Raw genomic sequence first — 17,462 nt, 5'->3', positions numbered from 1 at the left:
AACCCAGGAAAGGAACTTTCTGGCTCGATCCTATCCGTTTCGGCCTGTATTCAAGTGCTAAAGAGTTGTTGGACGTTCGGAAAAATTTGAAACAAAGGAGAATCCGAGATGTCAACTATCATCAAGCACAAACAGTTCCCCAAGTACAGGACCTGGACCATGGACTTGTGCGGCCGGCCTCTGACCATTGAAGTGGGTAAGACCACCGAGCTGGCCTCCGCCGCCGCCTGGGTCAAGTACGGTGACACCACGGTCCATGTGGCGGTCACGGTGTCCCCCCGTCCCCGGGACGGCATCGACTTCTTCCCCCTGTCCGTGGAGTTTGAGGAAAAGTTATACGCCGTGGGCCGCATTCCCGGCAGCTTTATGCGCCGGGAGGGCCGCCCCTCTCTGCCCGCCGTGCTGGCCAGCCGCCTGATCGACCGGCCTATGCGTCCCCTGTTCCCCTATGACTTCCGCAACGACGTGTGCATTCAGTGCACTGTCATGAGTGTGGACTACGACTGCTCCCCCGAGGTGGCCGCCATGATCGGCGCCTCCGCCTGCGTCAGCTATTCTGAGATCCCCTTCGCCGGCCCCATCGGCTGTCTGGAGGTGGGCTACTGTGACGGCCAGATTGTCCTGAACCCCAATCAGGAGCAGCGCAAGACCAGCCGCATGGACGTCACTGTGGCCGCCACACGGGAAAAGGTGGTCATGATCGAGGCCGGCGCCGACGAGATCCCCGACGAGATTATGTACGCCGGCATCGTGAAGGCCCACGAGGAGATCCGCAAGCAGATCGACTTTATTGACCAGATCGTCTCCGAGATCGGCAAGCCCAAGATGGAGTATGACCACGCCCAGTTCAACCAGGAGCTGTTCGACAAGATCGTGGACGAGTTCATGGACGAGGCCAAGGAGGCCATGGACACCGACGACAAGAATGTCCGGGAGACCCGCTGGAACGCCATGATCGACAAGTGGCACGAGAAGTATCTGGAGGAGTATCCGGATATGGACCAGTATCTGGAAGAGTTCACCTATAAGTTCCAGAAGAAGATCGTCAAGGCCTGGCTGCTGGAGGGCCACCGTGTGGACGGCCGCGCCAAAAACGAGATCCGTCCCCTGGCCGCCGAGGTGGGCGTCCTGCCCCGGGTCCACGGCTCCGGCCTGTTTACCCGGGGCCAGACCCAGGTGCTGTCCGTGTGTACCCTGAACACCCTGGCCGCCAGCCAGAAGCTGGACACCATCTGGGAAGAGGAAGAGAAGCGGTATATGCACCACTACAACTTCCCCCCCTACTCCGTGGGCGAGGCCCGTGCCCCCCGCTCCACCAACCGCCGGGAGTACGGCCACGGCGCCTTGGCCGAGCGGGCCCTGGTGCCTGTGCTCCCCTCTGTGGAGGAGTTCCCCTACGCCATCCGTGTAGTGTCCGAGGTGCTGTCCTCCAACGGCTCCACCTCCCAGGGCTCCATCTGCGGCTCCACTCTGGCTCTGATGGACGCCGGCGTACCCATCAAGGCCCCTGTGGCCGGCATCTCCTGCGGTCTGATCCAGGACGACAACGGCGGCTTTACTACCTTCATCGACATCCAGGGCGTAGAGGACTTCCACGGCGAGATGGACTTTAAGGTGGCCGGTACAAAGGCCGGCATCACCGCCATCCAGATGGACCTGAAGAACGACGGTCTGACCCATGAGATCATTAAGGAGGCACTGGACATCACCCGTGACGCCCGGTTCGCCATCCTGGACGAGATCATGCTGCCCTGCATCTCCGCCCCCCGGGCCGAGGTGAGCAAGTACGCCCCCAAGATGATCACCGTCAAGATCGATCCCGACAAGATCCGTGAGGTCATCGGCAAGGGCGGCTCCGTCATCCAGAAGATCACCGCCGAGTCTGGCGCCCAGATTGACATTGAGGATGACGGCACCATCCACATCGCCTCCCCCAACGCCGAGGCCTGCGACGCCGCCAAGAAGATGATCGAGACCATCGTCTTTGTCCCCCAGGTGGGTGAGTTGTACTACGGCAAGGTGGTCCGCATCCTCCAGTTCGGCGCCTTTGTAGAACTGGCCCCTGGCAAGGACGGCATGGTCCACATCTCCAAGCTGGCCGAGCACCGGGTGGACAAGGTGGAAGACGTGGTCAACATCGGCGATATGATCTGGGTCAAGGTCACTGAAATTGACGACAAGGGCCGGGTCAACCTGTCCTATAAGGACGCCCTGCGTGAGATCCGCGCCAGAAAAGAATCCGGCGAGCCCATCAAATAAATCTGTTCTTACCATTTAAACGAGGTGGACAGCAAAGCTGTCCACCTCGTTGCTTTTCCCTCAAAGCACAGAGGGAGTTTTCTTTTACTTTTCCAAAATATGTGCTATAATATCAACAATTCCCACACGGAGTGTCATTTGGGGACCAAAATCACGGCCGTTCTCTCCCACCCGGCCTTTTCTCCCCATAGTAAGAGGTGCCTCCCAATGAAAACGCTGCTTACCATCATGCGACTGCCCGACGGCTCCCAGGAGCACTGCGGCCGGGCTCACACCATCTGGCTGGCCCTGGCCCTGACGGGAATGGGGTGCTGCGTCGGCGGCCTTTCCCTGTTTTTTTCCGCTACCGCCTATGTCAGTCTGAACTCCTGGCATCTGCTGGGCGCCTATCTTTCCAGCCCCTTGCTCATGTTCTTGAATCTTCTGCCTCCTGTCCTGCTGATCTGGCTGTTCTACTTCTTGTTCCGCCAGAGCTGGGCCGCCTTTATCTGTACTTTTCTGCCCGTTTTGGCCATCGCTCTGGCCAACTACTTCAAGATCCGGCTCCGGTCGGACCCCCTGCTGGCCTCTGACTTGCTGTTGGCGGCAGAGGCCGGGGGTATCGTGGGCAACTACACACTGGACCTGACCTGGCTGGTGTGGTTTGCCCTGTTCTGCTTTGTGGCCGGGCTGCTCTTTACCATCTTCCTTATGCCCCATGGCATTCGGGGCTGGCGGGAGCGGACCTTCGGCGCCTTGTCCTGTCTTGCCTTGATTTGCGTCGCCTTTGTGTCCCTCTACCTCAACCCCACTGTCTATGACCAGACTCCCACCCAGGCCATCCGCTACGCCTGGTCCGATGTGGAGGTCTATCTGTCCAAGGGTGGACTGTACCCCTTTCTCCACTCCTTCCGGGATATGCTTCCCACCCCACCGGAAAACTACGACAAAGAGGAGGCCGACAGCCTGCTTCAGCAGTACGAGGACCAGAGCATCCCGGAGGGTCAGAAGGTATCGGTCATGGGAATCATGCTGGAGGCCTTCTGTGACCTCACCGACTTCGACGCCCTGGCCGGGCAGGAGGGGGTGGCCCAGGTCTATGCCCCCTGGCACCAGCTGGAGGCCCAGTCCATCTCCGGCGACCTGCTGACCAACATCTTTGCCGGGGGCACGGTGGACAGCGAGTGGGCCTTCCTTACCGGCTACTCCACCCATGATGAGTTTTGGAAGGACACCGACTCCTATGTATGGTATTTGAAGGACCAGGGCTATCAGACCTTTGGCAGCCACCCCGGCTTCGGCTGGTTTTACAACCGCCAGAACGTGAACCAGTACCTGGGCTTTGAGGAATACTGGTTCACAGAAAACCACTATGGGGAGCTGGTGGACCCGGTATTCGCCCAGTGGCACTCCGACCCCCTGTTGGTCCAGGAGCTGCTGGCCCAGATGAAGGAGCGCGTCCAGAGCGGCCCCTGCTTCTCCTTCTCTGTATCCTACCAGAACCACGGCCCATACAGCACCGAGCTATCCTCCGGGCCCCAGCACCTCACCCCAGAGGGCTCCGGTCTAAGCCAGGAGAGCTGTAATATTTGGAACAATTATCTCAACGGCGTGGCCGAGACCCTTCAGGCCCTCACCACTCTCGTCCAGGGGCTGGAGGAGATGGAGGAGCCGGTGGTGCTGGTCCTGTTCGGCGACCACAAGCCCTGGGGCGGCAACGGCAACTCCGCCTATATTGAGATGGGGGCCACCTTTGATTTGTCCACCCTGGACGGCTTCTATGACTACTACGCCACCCCCTATGTGATTTGGGCCAACTCTGCCGCCAAGGAGACCCTGGGCCGGGACTTTGTGGGGGACGGGGGAGACTTCTCCCCCTGCTTCCTGATGACAGAGCTCTTTGACCAGTGCGGCTGGACTGGCCCCGGCTTTATGGAGCTGTCCAGGCAGGTCCGGGCCGTCACCCCCCTGGTCCACACCCAGGGGCTCTATCTGGTGGACGGCCAGCTCACTGATATACTAGCGCCTGAGGATCAGGCTTTGCTGGACCAGTTTCTGTCCGCCGAATATTTCAGAGAGAACCAGCTCCTCCCCGTTGAATAGACAAGGCCCCCGCCTGATATCAGGCGGGGGCCTTTTTGATTACCGAACAAGGAGTTTCTTCATGGCATCCTCCAGGCCGTCCACTGTCAAGGGGAACATGGGGAACTCCTGGGAAATGGCATCATAAGTCTGGCACCAGTACTGGCCCCACCCCGGCCGCTCACTGGGATTGAGCCATACCGTATGGCCAAAGCGTCCCTTCAACAGCCGCAGCCAGTCCATACCACACTTGGGCCCGTCCTCCCGACTGCCGCCGTAGTAGCCGCCCAGCAGCTCATGGGGAGCCATCTGGGCATCCCCCACCAGGATCAGCTTATAGTCGCTGGGGATATTGGACAGCACCCAATCTGTCTGCACTGAGTTTCGGCTCATGAGCATGGGGTCCTGATACAGTCGAGAATAGACGCAGTTGTGAAAATAGTACACCTTCAGATCCTTGAAATGGCCCGACTTGGACACCGCCTGAAACAGAGCTGAACAGAGCTGACTGTAATAGTCCATAGACCCCCCGGAGTCCATCAAAAGAAGCACCTTCACCGTGTTTTCCCTGGGCCGCTTGTATCGCACCTTCAGCACGCCGCCATTGTCGGCGGTGTCTTTGATGGTGTTGTCCACGTCGAACTCCGTGGGGGGGAGGTCCACCAGTCCGGAGAACTGCCGCAGCTTCCGTAGGGCCACCTGGAACTGCCGGGTATCCAGGGTGTTATCCCGGCGGAAATCCCGAAACTTCCGCTCCCCGGCCACCCGGAAAGCCCGTCGGTACATGCTCTGGCCCCCTACTCGAATGCCCTTGGGGGACAGTCCAGAGTTTCCAAAGGTGGACATCCCGTGGGTTCCTACCCAATAACGCCCCCCGTTGTGCTCCTCGGTCTGCTCCTCCATACGCTCCTTCAGCATCCGCTCGATCTCCTCCTCGGAGAAGCCCAGGTTTTTCAGCGCCTGTTCCTCATCCCAGCTGGCGTAGTCGGACAACACCTCGGGCCTGTTCAGCCAATCCAGCAGCTCCTGAGACACCTCCTGCTGGAAAGGCACGTCCTTAAAATACTCCAGAAAGCAGCGGTCGAAGGTGTCAAAGTCCGCCTCGCTTTTCACCAGAAGACAGCGGCACAGGTGGTAAAAGCCCGTGAAACTGGAGCTGTGGAGCCCCTTGTCCATGGCTTCCACCAGGGCCATCCACTCAGTGAGGGACACCTTTAGGCCGTTCTTCCGCAGGAGATACAGAAAATCCTCAAACATGGCTCACCGCCACTGCCGCCGAAGCGTATCGATGTCCTCGTTTTTCTTCAGCAGCACCCCCAGATAGGGGACCTCCTTGACGATTTTATCCACATTGACGCCGCCGTGCTGAAGGGCCTGAATCCAGTCGATAATCTCACTGGTGGAGGGCTTCTTCTTAATGGTGGGCAGGGAGCGGATCTTGTAAAATGCCTCCAACACCTGGGTAAGCAGCTTGTTGTCGATGTCCGGGAAGTGGACCCGGACGATATCTGCCATCAGCTCCTTGTCGGGGAACTCGATATAGTGGAACACACACCGGCGCAGAAAGGCGTCGGGCAGCTCCTTCTCCGCGTTGGAGGTGATAATGACCACCGGCCGGTGATTGGCCCTGACCGTTCGCCCTGTCTCCGGGATATGAAACTCCATCCGGTCCAGCTCCCACAGCAGGTCATTGGGGAACTCCAGGTCCGCCTTGTCGATCTCGTCGATGAGGAGGATGACCTGTTCCTCGTCAGTAAACGCCTCGCCCAGCTTGCCCAGCTTGACATACTTCTCGATATCGTCCACGCCCTGTCCACCAAACTGGCTGTCGTAGAGCCGCTGGACTACGTCGTAGACATATAGGCCGTCCTGGGCCTTGGTGGTGGACTTGATGTTCCAGATGATGAGCTTTTTCCCAAGCGCCTGGGAGATGGCCTCGGCCAACATAGTTTTTCCGGTACCTGGCTCCCCCTTAATGAGCAGGGGCTTCTGGAGCACCATGGCGATATTGGCCGCCCGGAGCAGCTCCTCCGAGGCCACATAATTCTGACTTCCTCTAAATTCCTTCATTCCAAATATCCTTCCCGGCCCGGGGATTCGGGCCTGTGTAGTCTATGCTCCGAATTTTATAGTCTTTTGCAGAGAAAAGCAACCCCTTTCCCTGAAATTACCTGGAATCACCTGACCTCCCCAAAACTGCACCTATTTCTTGCCAAAAAAATGGTCAGAAATTAAAATAAATTCCCCCTGTGGAGAAATTTTTATTCTGCTGCTCTGACCTTGCAAATGGCGCCGCGTTCCCTCTCTAGGGCTGTAAGGGCAATCTGGGACAGATATCCTCTTGGGAATACCGGCTGCCTCTGTAAGTTGTCGATCTCCCTAACCAGTAGAGGTAACCCCACTCCATTTTGACAAGTTTTATTATTTTTTTGATAAGTATACTTGACATAAAAATTTCTATGTGATATGCTCTCTCCATAAGCCGGGGCCTCAAATCAGAAAACGGCCCACAGGGGAGACGGAGGAACTGTTATGGACAAAGAGAAAATTTTAGAAAAAAGCAGGAAGGAAAATATGCGCCAAGATGAGATGGAACGCACCGTCCAAGTGGAAGGGGAGTCCTTCTCTCTGATTTTCGTCTTTCTGGTTGGGCTGGTCATTCTCATCTATAATCGGCTCCACGACCTGCCTAGCAGCCAGGTGTTAGCCATGTTTTGGGCCAGTTGTGTGGGCAGCCGAGTGTACCGGCTGACCAAGCGAAAAAACATTTCCGATATCATCACTGGGCTTATTTCTCTTGCATTTCTGGTATTCTGTCTGGTAAGATATTTTACACAGGGGCGGTGATAAAATGGATGACCAGCTGATCTTAAAGAACCGGCTGAAGATAGCCCGTGCGGAAAAAAATCTGTCCCAGGGAGAACTGGCCAAGCTGGTGGGTGTGTCCCGCCAGACCATTAGCTCTATCGAAACAGGGCAGTTCAACCCCACGGCCAAGCTGGCTCTGGTCCTGAGCATCGCCTTAGACAAAAAATTTGAGGACCTTTTTTACTTTGACTGACGGCTTTGAGGAGGGTGCGACTTCTATGGAATATTTTGCTGTAGCCCTGTTTTCCATCGGGGTCATTGGTATCCCCATCGCGGTCCTGTTGTACAATGACTATGGAAAAAAGCGGGGGTGCGGCCGGGGATGCGCCACCTGTGGAAATCGTTTTCTCTGCCATCCGGACCAGTATTCTGACAAACCGGAGCAAATCGACAAAAAAGAGACGTCTGGATAAGCAGACGTCTCTTTTTATTGGTGCTTCCATCACTTGTCTGATCGTTTTTTACCAAGGAGCCTTCCTTACCTGTACTTTTGACTTTCCGCTACCGCCATTTCATCACAGCGGTTGTTATATTGATTTTCCGCATGTCCCTTGACCCAATGGAGGTGGACGGTGTGGTAGTCGCACAGATCCAGCAGACGGCCCCAGAGGTCTGGATTCAAGGCGGGCTTTTTGTCACTCTTTATCCAGCCCCGGGCCCGCCAGCCCTTAGCCCAGCCTTTGTCCAGGCCATCGATAACGTATTTAGAGTCAGACCACAGCTCCACAACACAGGGTTCTTTCAGAGCCTCCAAGGCAGTGATAACCCCAGTGAGCTCCATACGGTTATTGGTGGTATGGGCCTCGCCCCCGGACATCTCCTTTTTGTGGGGGCCGTACATCAGGATTGCCCCCCAGCCCCCCGGTCCTGGATTGCCGGAGCAGGCTCCGTCCGTGTAGATAGTAACAGTTTTCATAGTTCTCCTATCGCTGCCTTCCCCTGTGGGAAGGCTTTTATAGTTCCTCCACGATCTCCCGGCGCTTCTGGTCGTACTCCTGCTGGGTGATGAGCCCGGCCTCCCGCAAGGTCTTGAGCTGCTCCAGCCGCCCCTGGGCGTCCAGGGCGGTGGACTGAATATGGTCCTGGGACTCGTCAGAGGGAACGGGTTCTCCTTCTTTGTCCTCTTCAATGCGGATCTCGGGGCCCACATACTTTTTTCCAAACGCGTGAAGGGCGTTTATCACAGTGATTCCCAAAGCGCCCAGCGTCCATATTATTCCAAACGGTCCAAAGGTGGGGATTACCACAAACAGCCCGATCAGGACGAAGATGCCTCCCCATATCGTTCCAAAGGCTCCCTGTGCCTTGCCCGGGCGGTAAGTTACCCGTTTTCTCATGTTTCCTTAGCCTCCTGTCCCGCGGATCCTTTCCAGACGATAAAGGCTGTTATAGCCCACTGGAAAGTTCATCCTCTCCTGTCGGTTTGCGGCCTCCTTACGACTGGAGCTTTTACTCCTGATTGACGGGGGACTGCTCATTCTCGTCCGCCTGCTCTTCCCGCTCGGTGAGGGCCAGGGAGATGACCTGATCCCCCTCCTCCTTGAAGCGCATGACGATGACGCCCTGGGTAGCCCGGCCGGCGGTGCGGATGGCATCCACATGAGTACGGATCAGGATGCCGCTCTGGGTGACCAGCAGCAGGTCCTCTGAGCCGTCCACTACCTTGACGCCCACCACAGGCCCGGTCTTTTCGGTAACCATATAATTTTTGATGCCGATGCCGCCTCGGTTCGTGATCCGGTACTCCTCCACCGGGGTCCGCTTGCCATAGCCCTTTTCTGTAATGGATAGAAGGCACTTGCCCTCGGCAGCACGGGCGGCCCCTACCACATAGTCCCCATCTCGAAGGCGGATGCCCCGGACGCCCACAGCGTCCCGGCCCATAGCCCGAACGTCGTTCTCGTCAAAGCACACAGCCATACCGTCATGGGTGGCGATGAGGATATTCTGCTTCCCGTCGGTCTCTCGGACGGAGATCAACTCATCCCCCTCGTCCAGCCGGAGGGCCCGGATGCCACTGGCCCGAATATTTTTCAGCGCGGAGGCAGCCAGACGCTTTACTGTGCCGTTCCGGGTGACCATAAACAGGTATACCTCGTCCTCGGTGAAGTCCCGGAAGTGGACCATGGTCTGAATCCGCTCTCCCTGCTCCACCTGGAGGATATTGACGATATTGGTCCCCTTGGCGGTCTTGCCGCTCTCTGGAATCTGGTAACCCTTCTTTCGGTAGACCTTGCCCGTGTCGGTAAAGAACAGGATATAGTCATGGGTGGAGGCGGTAAACACATCCACCACATAGTCCTCCTCCCGTGTGGTGATCCCCTTCTTTCCCATTCCGCCCTTGGACTGGGCGGCGTACTCGCTGACCGGGGTGCGCTTGATATAGCCCGCCTGGGTCAGGGTAAAGACACACTGCTCCTCCTCGATCAGGTCCTCAATGTCGATTTCGTCCTCTACATCCTGGATCTCAGTGTACCGCTCGTCTCCGTACTTGTCCCGGATGGCGGTCAGCTCGTCCTTGAGCACGCCCCGGAGCATCTCCTCGCTGGCCAGCAGGCGGTTGAAGTAGTCGATGCGCTTCTCAAGCTCCTCATATTCGTTTTGAAGCTTCTCCCGGTCCAAACCCTGCAGGGCCTTCAGCCGCATATCCAAAATGGCCTGGGCCTGAACATCGTCCAGGGAGAATCGGGTCATCAAGGCTTCTTTGGCGTCGTCATAGCGGGAGCGGATGATCTGGATGACCTCGTCAATGTTATCCTGGGCCACCAGCAGGCCCTCCAGCAGATGGGCCCGCTCCTGGGCTTTTTTCAGGTCGAAGCGGGTGCGGCGGATAATGACCTGCTCCTGATAGGAGATGTACTCGTCCAAAATATGGCGCAGAGAGAGGATGCGGGGCTGGAGCTTGCCGTTGACCTCCACCAGGGCCAGCATATTGATAGCAAAGGTAGTCTGGAGTTGGGTCTGGGCAAACAGGCGGTTAAGCACCACCTGGGGGTTGGCATCCCGCTTTAGTTCAATGACAATACGCATCCCGTTCCGGTCGGATTCGTCCCGGATGTCGGAGATGCCTTCCAGCCGCTTGTCCTCCACCTGATCGGCCATGTTCTTGATCAGCATCCGCTTGTTGACCTGATAGGGGATCTCGGTGATGATGATGCGGGTGCGGTCCTTGCCAAACTCCTCAAACTCATGGCGGGCCCGGACCACCACCCGGCCCCGGCCGGTGGCATAGGCCGCCCGAATGCCGGACCGACCCATGATGATGCCGTGGGTGGGGAAGTCGGGGCCCTTGATGTGCTCCATCAAATCGGAGAGGGTACACTCCGGGTCGTCCAGCACCCGAATGGTGGCGTCGATGACCTCCTTCAGGTTGTGGGGAGGGATGTTGGTGGCCATGCCCACGGCAATGCCGGAGGAACCGTTGACCAGCAGGTTGGGGAAGCGGGAGGGGAGCACCTTGGGCTCCTTCCGGCTCTCGTCAAAGTTGGGGTCCCAGTCCACCGTGTCCTTTTCAATATCCCTCAGCATTTCGTCGGACAGCTTGGACATCCGGGCCTCGGTGTAACGGTAGGCAGCCGGGGGATCACCGTCGATGGAGCCGAAGTTACCGTGGCCGTCCACCAGCATATAGCGCATGGAGAAGTCCTGAGCCAGACGGACCAGGGCGTCGTACACGGACTGGTCACCGTGGGGGTGGTACCGGCCCAGCACATCGCCCACGCAGGTGGCGGACTTCTTAAAGGGTTTATCCGCCGTCAAGTTATCCTCATACATGGCGTAGAGGATGCGGCGGTGGACGGGCTTCAGGCCGTCACGGACATCGGGCAGGGCCCGGCCCACGATGACGGACATGGCGTATTCGATATAGGACTGTTCCATCTCCGGTACCAGGGGGGAGGTAACAATATGCTGGTCCGGGTAGCGGATCTCCTCGGGATCGTATTGTGGTTTTTTGCTCATGAATTTATTTCCTCCTTGTTAGAGGCTCATTTTCTCCTTCTGAGCCAGCCGCAGGCCACACCCGCCAGGGAACCCAGCAGGCAGGCCAGAGCGCAGAACAGGGCAAATCCTGTCTCATAGGGATGGTACAGGTTGATGACGCACAGCAGGAACACCAGGCACAGCCAAAGCCGCCTCACCCGAACCCACAGCAGGGTCTTAGAGTACGGCAAAGGTAAGGAACAGGACCAGCGCCAGGGAGGCGCCGTTGGGCGGTGTGACGGACTCCGTGCCGGGCAGGGGAGCTCCCAGCAAAATGATATGCTCCATATCAATAGTCCAAATTGACGGCATATCTGGCGTTGCGCTCGATGAACTCCTTCCGGGGCTCCACCTTCTCACCCATCAGAATAGTAAAGGTCTCATCGGCCTTAACGGCGTCGTCCAGCTCGATGCGGCGCAGGGTGCGCTTCTCCGGGTCCATGGTGGTCTCCCACAGCTCGTGGGGGTTCATCTCGCCCAAACCCTTGAAGCGGCTGATATCAATCTTTACATTGGGATTACCCCCCCGCATCTCGGCAGAGATGGCATCCCGCTCCTCATCGGAGAAGGCCACACGGGTGGTCTTGCCCCGTGTCAGCTTGTACAGGGGAGGGACGGCGGAGTAGACATACCCGTGCTCGATGAGGGGCCGCATGAAGCGGAAGAAGAAGGTAAGCAGCAGGGTGCGGATATGGGCGCCGTCCACGTCGGCATCGGCCATAATGATGACCTTGTGGTAGCGCAGCTTGCTCAAATCGAACTCCTCTCCGATGCCGGCACCCAGAGCGGTGATTACCGGGGTGAGCTTGTCGTTACCATATACCTTGTCCGCCCGGGCCTTCTCCACATTGAGCATCTTGCCCCATAGAGGGAGGATCGCCTGGAAGCGGCTGTCCCGGCCCTGGGTGGCGGAGCCGCCGGCGGAGTCGCCCTCGACGATATAGATCTCGGTGAGCTCCGGGTTGGCCTCGTTGCAGTCCCGCAGCTTGTCCGGCATGGCCGCCCCGCCCAGGGCGGTCTTTCGGCGGATGGATTCTCTGGCCTTACGGGCGGCCTCTCTGGCCCGATTGGCAGTGAGGGCCTTATCCAGAATAGCCCGGCCCACAGCGGGGTTCTCCTCCAGATAGGTCTCCAGCTTTTCGGTGACAATGGCGTTGACCAGAGTACGCATCTCGCTGTTGCCCAGCTTTGCCTTGGTCTGACCCTCAAACTGGGCCTCGGTCAGCTTGACGGAGATAACCACGGTCAAGCCCTCCCGGCAGTCCTCGCCGGACACCTTGTCATCGTCCTTCAGCACCTTGATTTTCTTTCCGTAGGCGTTGAGCACGTTTGTCAGAGCGCGGCGGAAGCCCTCCTCATGCATACCGCCCTCAGGGGTATGGACGTTGTTGGCGAAGGACACCATCACCTCGCTGTACCCGTCGTTATACTGCATGGCCACTTCGGCCATGCTGTCCTCCCGGGCTCCAGACATATAGATGACGTCGTTGTGAAGGGGGTCCTTATTTTTATTCAGGAAGGTAACAAACTCCCGAATGCCGCCCTCGTAGCACATGTCGTCCTCTTGCTCCTGGCCAGGCCGCAGGTCCACGGTCTGGATGCGCAGGCCGGCGTTGAGGAATGCCTCCTCCCGCATACGGGTGTGCAGGGTCTCATAGTTATACTCCAGGGTGTCAAACATCTCCGGGTCGGGCTTGAAGGTGACGGTAGTGCCGGTGTGATCAGTCCTGCCCACTACCTTCATACTCTGGGTGATCTTACCCCGGGAAAACTTCATCTCATAGATCTGCCCGTCCTTGTGGACCTGGACCTCCAGCCACTCGGACAGAGCGTTGACCACTGAAGCGCCCACGCCATGGAGGCCGCCAGACACCTTATACCCGCCGCCGCCGAATTTTCCGCCAGCGTGGAGGATGGTAAAGACTACCTCCAGGGCGGGCCGGCCGGTCTGGGGCTGAATATCTACCGGGATGCCCCGGCCGTTGTCAGTGACGGTAATGGTATTGCCAGGATTGATGGTCACTGTGATATCCGTGCAGTAGCCCGCCAGAGCCTCGTCAATGGAGTTGTCCACAATCTCGTAGACCAGGTGGTGCAGGCCAGACTCGCTGGTAGAGCCGATATACATACCGGGGCGCTTGCGGACCGCCTCCAGACCCTCCAGCACCTGGATCTCAGAGCCACCATATTCGTGGTTGGTCTGGGTGGTGTTCAGCTCATTCAGTTCGTTTCGTTCTTCAGACATAATTTACCTCCGGTTTCATATGGTGGAAGGGTCAAGACGGGAGGGGCAAGAGGCGCTCTCTTTCCTCTCCTCTCTTGACTCTTCGTAATAAAAAAAGAAAATATCACTCAAAGGAATTTCGCTCTGCCCGGCTGACCAGGGCAGAGGGGGACAGAGAAGATAGATAGACCGTGGGAGGGGACTTGCCGTCCCCCGCTAAAATAAAGGACCTGGGAAGGTCATCGGTAAGCCAGACAGACCGACCCTCCCGTTCTGCCCGCTCTAAAAATTCCCGGGTCTTATAGGCCCAACTGGCGTTGTCCAAATCGAAAATGGCCAAAATTTCCCGGTGAGGAAGTACCACGGACTGGCCTAAATACAAGTACATAACAAACTCCCTATTTTCTCCTTGACCACAAAAATGCTGGCAGTTCATAAAATACACAGCCAACCATCCAAAAAAATGCAATAGACGGAATGACAATCAGCTTTGCCCTCATATCTGCCCCTATGGGCAGATACCATGTAATCCAGCAAATCAAAAAAATAGCCCCGCTAACCAATAGAGATAATTTCTTCCCTTTTTTCGGCCCCTTACAGACAGCCAAAATTGAAGGGAATAGGAGAGCGCCGCCGGCCAAGCTACCAGTCCTAGGGCTACCAGTCCACCATGTCCAAAGAGAGCTCCGCCGAACCAGGGGCTGGATAATTCCTGCCAATACGAAATAAGATTCCGCAGCACAGTATCTTCCTCCATACAGCACATGATGAACTTTTTTATGAATCAAGCCCTGTCGGAGCCCTTTTAAATTAAAATCCCCGAACAAATTAAATTTTCTCTCTGGAAATTTTCCGCCGCCGCGACTTCGATTTGACGGCGCAAATACGCCGTTTTAGATATTCGTTACAATAGAGCCGTCTCGAATATGAAACACCCGACCACCCTCCAGCCCCTCCAGCTTTTCCTCCTCACAGCAGGTAATAAATACCTGGCCGCCACGGATACGGTTAAGAACAAAGGCCTGCCGTTTCGAGTCCAGCTCAGACAGCACGTCGTCCAACAGCAGGACTGGCCATTCTCCTGTCTCCTCCTGAAAGATCTCCCGCTGGGCCAGCTTCAGGGATAGGACCGCTGTTCTGGTCTGGCCCTGGGAGGCGTAGGTTTTAGCCAGCTGCCCACCGATGGATACCACCAAATCATCCTTATGGGGACCGGACAGGCACTGGCGGGCGTCCAGCTCCGCCTGGCGGTGGCTCTCCTGATGGGCCAGTAGCTGAGGAAGGATCTCTCTGGGCTGTGCCATGGGGTCAGTTACCGTGGACACTGTTTCATAGGACAGTTCCAGCCGCTCCCTTCCGCCGGAAAAATCAGCGTGGATGGCCGGGGCGTGTTTCTCCATCCGGCGGATAAAATGGGCCCGGTAATGGATCAGGATGGCCCCGGTCTGAGCTAGGCGCAGATTAAAGTCATCCAGGGTCTGAAGCAGAGATGGGTTCTCCGGCCAGTCTCGCAGAATGCGGGTCTTGTGGTCATAAAGGCGGTTATATTCTGCCAATGCCTGACTGTATCGGGGGCGGAGCTGGCAGATGGCCCCATCCAGAAACCGGCGCCGGGCGGAGCTCCCCTCCCGGATAAGATACAAGTCCTCCGGGCAGAACAGCACCGTGGTCAGGATCCCGGCCAGCTCCCCGGCTGTCTTAAGGCGTACGCCGTTGGAAAAAAGCTGTCTGCCTCGGCCCCGGAACAGCTTGGCCTCCAAAGTGAACACCCGGTCCCGACTGGCCACCTCCCCTTTGAGAAAAGCGGAGTCTATCCCCATCATGATCATCTCTCTGTCATAGCGGGCCCGATGGGACCGGGCGGCGGAGAGGTAGGCGACTGCCTCCAGCAGATTGGTCTTTCCCTGGGCGTTGTCCCCATATATCAGGTTGACCCGCGGGTCAAAGGAGGCCTCCAGATGGGTATAGTTTCGAAAAAAATCCAGCTCTAAGGCGTTTACGATCATGTAACCACCAATTCAAGGGCGTGGTCGATGGCCGCCCGGTCCCCGGGGCGGAGCTTTTTGCCCCGCATTTCGCACACCTCGCCGTTGACTGTCACCCGTCCCTCCTGGATGATAAGCTTGGCGTCGCCTCCGGTCTCCACCGCCCCGGCAAACTTCAGTAAATCCTGGAGCTTGATAAATTCAGTTTTTATTTTGACCTCATGAGATTCCATAGCGGCCTCAACTTTCTAAGGTTATTGTTTTGGCTTCCATACCGCAATTCCAGCAGCGATACAAGGCAGCAAAAAGATGGGGAGAGCAGCGTGTCCTGTCACATATCGATAAAAGCTCCAATGTTCTCTGGAATAAACATGCCCCAAGGTCTGATATACCAGAAAAAAGCCAGCAATCGCTACGATACAGACCAGGACCGTAATACCTGTCACAAGGCCCTGCTTTCCCTCTTTTTTACATAGATAGCTGGCTGAAATAAGAAGGATACAGGCAACATAGTGCCAAAATATCCAAAACACCAAGGGAATCCAGAATGAAAAGAGAACGAAAAATCCCACAAATCCCAATACATTGATGAAATAGGATTTATGCCTCTGCCAGAGCTCTGTTCAGCGGTTCTGTTTCATAGTGTCCTTCCTTTTGTTTTTTCGGGTCTTTAATTGGCCTTCAAACGGACGGGCAGCACCATATAAATAAACTTCTCCTCCCCCTCGGCGGGCAGGATGACACAGGGGGCCACACCGGAGGTAAACTCCATCCGGAGCTTGTCAGCGGGGGCGGCCTTCAGAGCGTCCATCAGATACTTGTTGTTAAATCCAATCTCCAGCCCGCCGCCGTTGCCGCTAATAGGGCACCGATCGGCGGTGTCGCCCAGGGCGGTCTTTGTCGTAATATCTACCACCCCATCCCCAAAAAGGCAGCGAAGGGGAGATTTCAGCTTCTCGCTGATGATAAGGGACACCCGGTCAATGGAGGACAAGAGTGCTTTAGCTTCCACTTCCACTTGAATCGTGTTATTTCGAGGAATGGCGTTCTTATAGGGCAGAAACTCTCCCTCCAGCCTGCGGCAGACCAGAAGGATATCCCCGGTCTGGAACAGGATATGCCGGGCTCCCTGGATAATGGTCACCTTTTCTTCCCCGGAGCAGATCTTTTCCACCTCGTTAAGAGCGGAGCCGGGGACCACAAAGGAGAACGCCTCGGCCCCGGTTTTTTCCTCTACATCTTCCCGGCGGAGTGCCAGACGATAACCGTCCACAGACACCACAGTGAGGCGGCTGCCCTCCACATCAAAGAGGGAGCCAGTATGGATGGGGCGGCTCTCGTTGTCGCTGACGGCAAAGAGAGTCTGGGCAATCATGGACCGGAGCACAGGCTGGCTCAACACCAGAGAGTTCTGCTGGTCCACTGAGGGCAGTTCTGGAAACTCCTCGGCATCGGTGCCCAGGATGTTGATTTCATACATCCCGCATTTGATATTGACCGAGTAACCCTGTGAGGAAAATACCACCACATCATCTGGCATTTTCCGGCAGGCCTCCCCCAGCAGGCGGGCGGAGAGAACCAGGGAACCCCCTTCCTTGATTTCCGCCGGTACCGTAGCTTGGATGCCAGTTTCCAGATTATAACCAGTCAGCTTCAGCTGTGCTCCGGCCTCGATGAGAATGCCCTCCATGGCGGGGATAGAGCTCTTAGCCGCCACTGCCCGAGAGGCCACGGTAACAGCGGAAGACAGCAGGGCCTTTTCACAGGAAAATTTCATATGGATTCCTCCGATCTCTTTCTCTCTCCCGGAAGGGGAGAGGACAGGATATATTTCGTAGTAGTTAGCCGTAGGAGAAAAAATTGTGGAAAGATGGCTGAAAGCTCTGGGGGAGTAAGAAAATAGCTTCCACAGGGGATGTGGATAGAGAAAAGCTCTTTTCCACAGAGAAAAAATTATCCACATTGGTCAACAGATAATCCACAAAAAAAGGTGGATAACTTATGTGTTCTCTGATTTTTTCAAGATCTCCTATGGGTCTATCCTTCGCGCTTTTTTATTCGTACCGGCTGTTGATGTTGGCAGT

General features: G+C 56.7%; 17 protein-coding genes. 5 read left to right on the top strand and 12 right to left on the bottom strand.

Going from position 1 to position 17,462, the window contains the following annotated elements; genetic code table 11:
* Positions 1–108: 108 nt before the first annotated feature.
* Positions 109–2,259, top strand: coding sequence for a polyribonucleotide nucleotidyltransferase (locus tag MCG44_RS01030; protein ID WP_147572503.1), 2,151 nt, complete (start codon positions 109–111; stop codon positions 2,257–2,259).
* Positions 2,260–2,466: 207 nt separating this feature from the next.
* Positions 2,467–4,341, top strand: coding sequence for an LTA synthase family protein (locus MCG44_RS01025; protein WP_240286354.1), 1,875 nt, complete (start codon positions 2,467–2,469; stop codon positions 4,339–4,341).
* 39 nt (positions 4,342–4,380) lie between these two features.
* Here MCG44_RS01025 and MCG44_RS01020 read toward each other — a convergent pair whose 3' ends face one another.
* Complete coding sequence (locus MCG44_RS01020; protein ID WP_240286352.1) at positions 4,381–5,577, bottom strand: vWA domain-containing protein; 1,197 nt, start codon at positions 5,575–5,577, stop codon at positions 4,381–4,383.
* 3 nt (positions 5,578–5,580) lie between these two features.
* A complete protein-coding gene (locus tag MCG44_RS01015; protein ID WP_240286350.1) occupies positions 5,581–6,390 on the bottom strand; it encodes an AAA family ATPase in 810 nt (269 codons plus the stop codon).
* Between the two features lie 462 nt (positions 6,391–6,852).
* Here MCG44_RS01015 and MCG44_RS01010 point away from each other — a divergent pair, with 462 nt between their 5' ends.
* From MCG44_RS01010 to MCG44_RS01000, 3 genes are read left to right on the top strand one after another with little or no spacing between them, the layout of a single operon-like run.
* On the top strand, positions 6,853–7,167 hold the full coding sequence (locus MCG44_RS01010) for a DUF6442 family protein (protein WP_186852952.1): 315 nt from the start codon (positions 6,853–6,855) through the stop codon (positions 7,165–7,167).
* 4 nt (positions 7,168–7,171) lie between these two features.
* Complete coding sequence (locus tag MCG44_RS01005; protein ID WP_147572509.1) at positions 7,172–7,381, top strand: helix-turn-helix transcriptional regulator; 210 nt, start codon at positions 7,172–7,174, stop codon at positions 7,379–7,381.
* Positions 7,382–7,406: 25 nt separating this feature from the next.
* Positions 7,407–7,601: a hypothetical protein gene (locus MCG44_RS01000; protein ID WP_147572510.1), complete on the top strand. Its 195-nt coding sequence runs from the start codon at positions 7,407–7,409 to the stop codon at positions 7,599–7,601.
* A 65-nt stretch (positions 7,602–7,666) separates the two neighbouring features.
* Here MCG44_RS01000 and rnhA read toward each other — a convergent pair whose 3' ends face one another.
* From rnhA to dnaN, 10 genes are all read right to left on the bottom strand, one after another.
* Positions 7,667–8,104 (bottom strand): ribonuclease HI, encoded by a 438-nt coding sequence (rnhA, locus tag MCG44_RS00995; RefSeq protein ID WP_147572511.1) that lies wholly within the window; start codon positions 8,102–8,104, stop codon positions 7,667–7,669.
* Positions 8,105–8,141: 37 nt separating this feature from the next.
* The gene (locus MCG44_RS00990; protein WP_240286347.1) at positions 8,142–8,525 is read right to left on the bottom strand and encodes an SHOCT domain-containing protein; all 384 of its coding nucleotides are present in this window, start codon (positions 8,523–8,525) and stop codon (positions 8,142–8,144) included.
* Between the two features lie 112 nt (positions 8,526–8,637).
* Positions 8,638–11,148 (bottom strand): DNA gyrase subunit A, encoded by a 2,511-nt coding sequence (gene gyrA / locus MCG44_RS00985; protein WP_262669552.1) that lies wholly within the window; start codon positions 11,146–11,148, stop codon positions 8,638–8,640.
* Positions 11,149–11,174: 26 nt separating this feature from the next.
* On the bottom strand, positions 11,175–11,360 hold the full coding sequence (locus MCG44_RS00980) for a hypothetical protein (RefSeq protein ID WP_147572514.1): 186 nt from the start codon (positions 11,358–11,360) through the stop codon (positions 11,175–11,177).
* 98 nt (positions 11,361–11,458) lie between these two features.
* Positions 11,459–13,414 carry a DNA topoisomerase (ATP-hydrolyzing) subunit B gene (gene gyrB, locus MCG44_RS00975; protein ID WP_147572515.1) on the bottom strand — a complete coding sequence of 652 codons (1,956 nt, stop codon included), beginning with the start codon at positions 13,412–13,414 and terminating at the stop codon, positions 11,459–11,461.
* A gap of 103 nt (positions 13,415–13,517) precedes the next feature.
* The gene (remB, locus tag MCG44_RS00970; protein WP_147572516.1) at positions 13,518–13,781 is read right to left on the bottom strand and encodes an extracellular matrix regulator RemB; all 264 of its coding nucleotides are present in this window, start codon (positions 13,779–13,781) and stop codon (positions 13,518–13,520) included.
* Between the two features lie 505 nt (positions 13,782–14,286).
* The gene (recF, locus tag MCG44_RS00965; RefSeq protein ID WP_147572518.1) at positions 14,287–15,399 is read right to left on the bottom strand and encodes a DNA replication/repair protein RecF; all 1,113 of its coding nucleotides are present in this window, start codon (positions 15,397–15,399) and stop codon (positions 14,287–14,289) included.
* On the bottom strand, positions 15,396–15,611 hold the full coding sequence (locus MCG44_RS00960) for an RNA-binding S4 domain-containing protein (RefSeq protein ID WP_147572519.1): 216 nt from the start codon (positions 15,609–15,611) through the stop codon (positions 15,396–15,398). Before MCG44_RS00960 ends, recF begins: the two co-directional genes overlap by 4 nt.
* Before the next feature lie 21 nt (positions 15,612–15,632).
* Complete coding sequence (locus MCG44_RS00955) at positions 15,633–15,959, bottom strand: hypothetical protein (protein ID WP_240286345.1); 327 nt, start codon at positions 15,957–15,959, stop codon at positions 15,633–15,635.
* 89 nt (positions 15,960–16,048) lie between these two features.
* A complete protein-coding gene (gene dnaN, locus MCG44_RS00950; protein WP_147572521.1) occupies positions 16,049–17,155 on the bottom strand; it encodes a DNA polymerase III subunit beta in 1,107 nt (368 codons plus the stop codon).
* Between the last annotated feature and the right edge of the window lie 307 nt (positions 17,156–17,462).

It is taken from the genome of Lawsonibacter sp. OA9 (assembly GCF_022440585.1).
Note: the sequence above shows the minus strand (reverse complement) of the source record. Positions and strands in the feature narration are given on the sequence as shown.

Coding starts and splice junctions, on each gene's coding strand:
- MCG44_RS01000 (WP_147572510.1), top strand. CDS start 7,407: ATGGAATATTTTGCTGTAGCCCTGTTTTCCATCGGGGTCATTGGTATC.
- MCG44_RS01020 (WP_240286352.1), bottom strand. CDS start 5,577: ATGTTTGAGGATTTTCTGTATCTCCTGCGGAAGAACGGCCTAAAGGTG.
- MCG44_RS00960 (WP_147572519.1), bottom strand. CDS start 15,611: ATGGAATCTCATGAGGTCAAAATAAAAACTGAATTTATCAAGCTCCAG.
- MCG44_RS00990 (WP_240286347.1), bottom strand. CDS start 8,525: ATGAGAAAACGGGTAACTTACCGCCCGGGCAAGGCACAGGGAGCCTTT.
- gyrA (WP_262669552.1), bottom strand. CDS start 11,148: ATGAGCAAAAAACCACAATACGATCCCGAGGAGATCCGCTACCCGGAC.
- MCG44_RS01015 (WP_240286350.1), bottom strand. CDS start 6,390: ATGAAGGAATTTAGAGGAAGTCAGAATTATGTGGCCTCGGAGGAGCTG.
- MCG44_RS01030 (WP_147572503.1), top strand. CDS start 109: ATGTCAACTATCATCAAGCACAAACAGTTCCCCAAGTACAGGACCTGG.
- dnaN (WP_147572521.1), bottom strand. CDS start 17,155: ATGAAATTTTCCTGTGAAAAGGCCCTGCTGTCTTCCGCTGTTACCGTG.
- MCG44_RS01010 (WP_186852952.1), top strand. CDS start 6,853: ATGGACAAAGAGAAAATTTTAGAAAAAAGCAGGAAGGAAAATATGCGC.
- MCG44_RS01025 (WP_240286354.1), top strand. CDS start 2,467: ATGAAAACGCTGCTTACCATCATGCGACTGCCCGACGGCTCCCAGGAG.
- rnhA (WP_147572511.1), bottom strand. CDS start 8,104: ATGAAAACTGTTACTATCTACACGGACGGAGCCTGCTCCGGCAATCCA.
- gyrB (WP_147572515.1), bottom strand. CDS start 13,414: ATGTCTGAAGAACGAAACGAACTGAATGAGCTGAACACCACCCAGACC.
- MCG44_RS01005 (WP_147572509.1), top strand. CDS start 7,172: ATGGATGACCAGCTGATCTTAAAGAACCGGCTGAAGATAGCCCGTGCG.
- remB (WP_147572516.1), bottom strand. CDS start 13,781: ATGTACTTGTATTTAGGCCAGTCCGTGGTACTTCCTCACCGGGAAATT.
- recF (WP_147572518.1), bottom strand. CDS start 15,399: ATGATCGTAAACGCCTTAGAGCTGGATTTTTTTCGAAACTATACCCAT.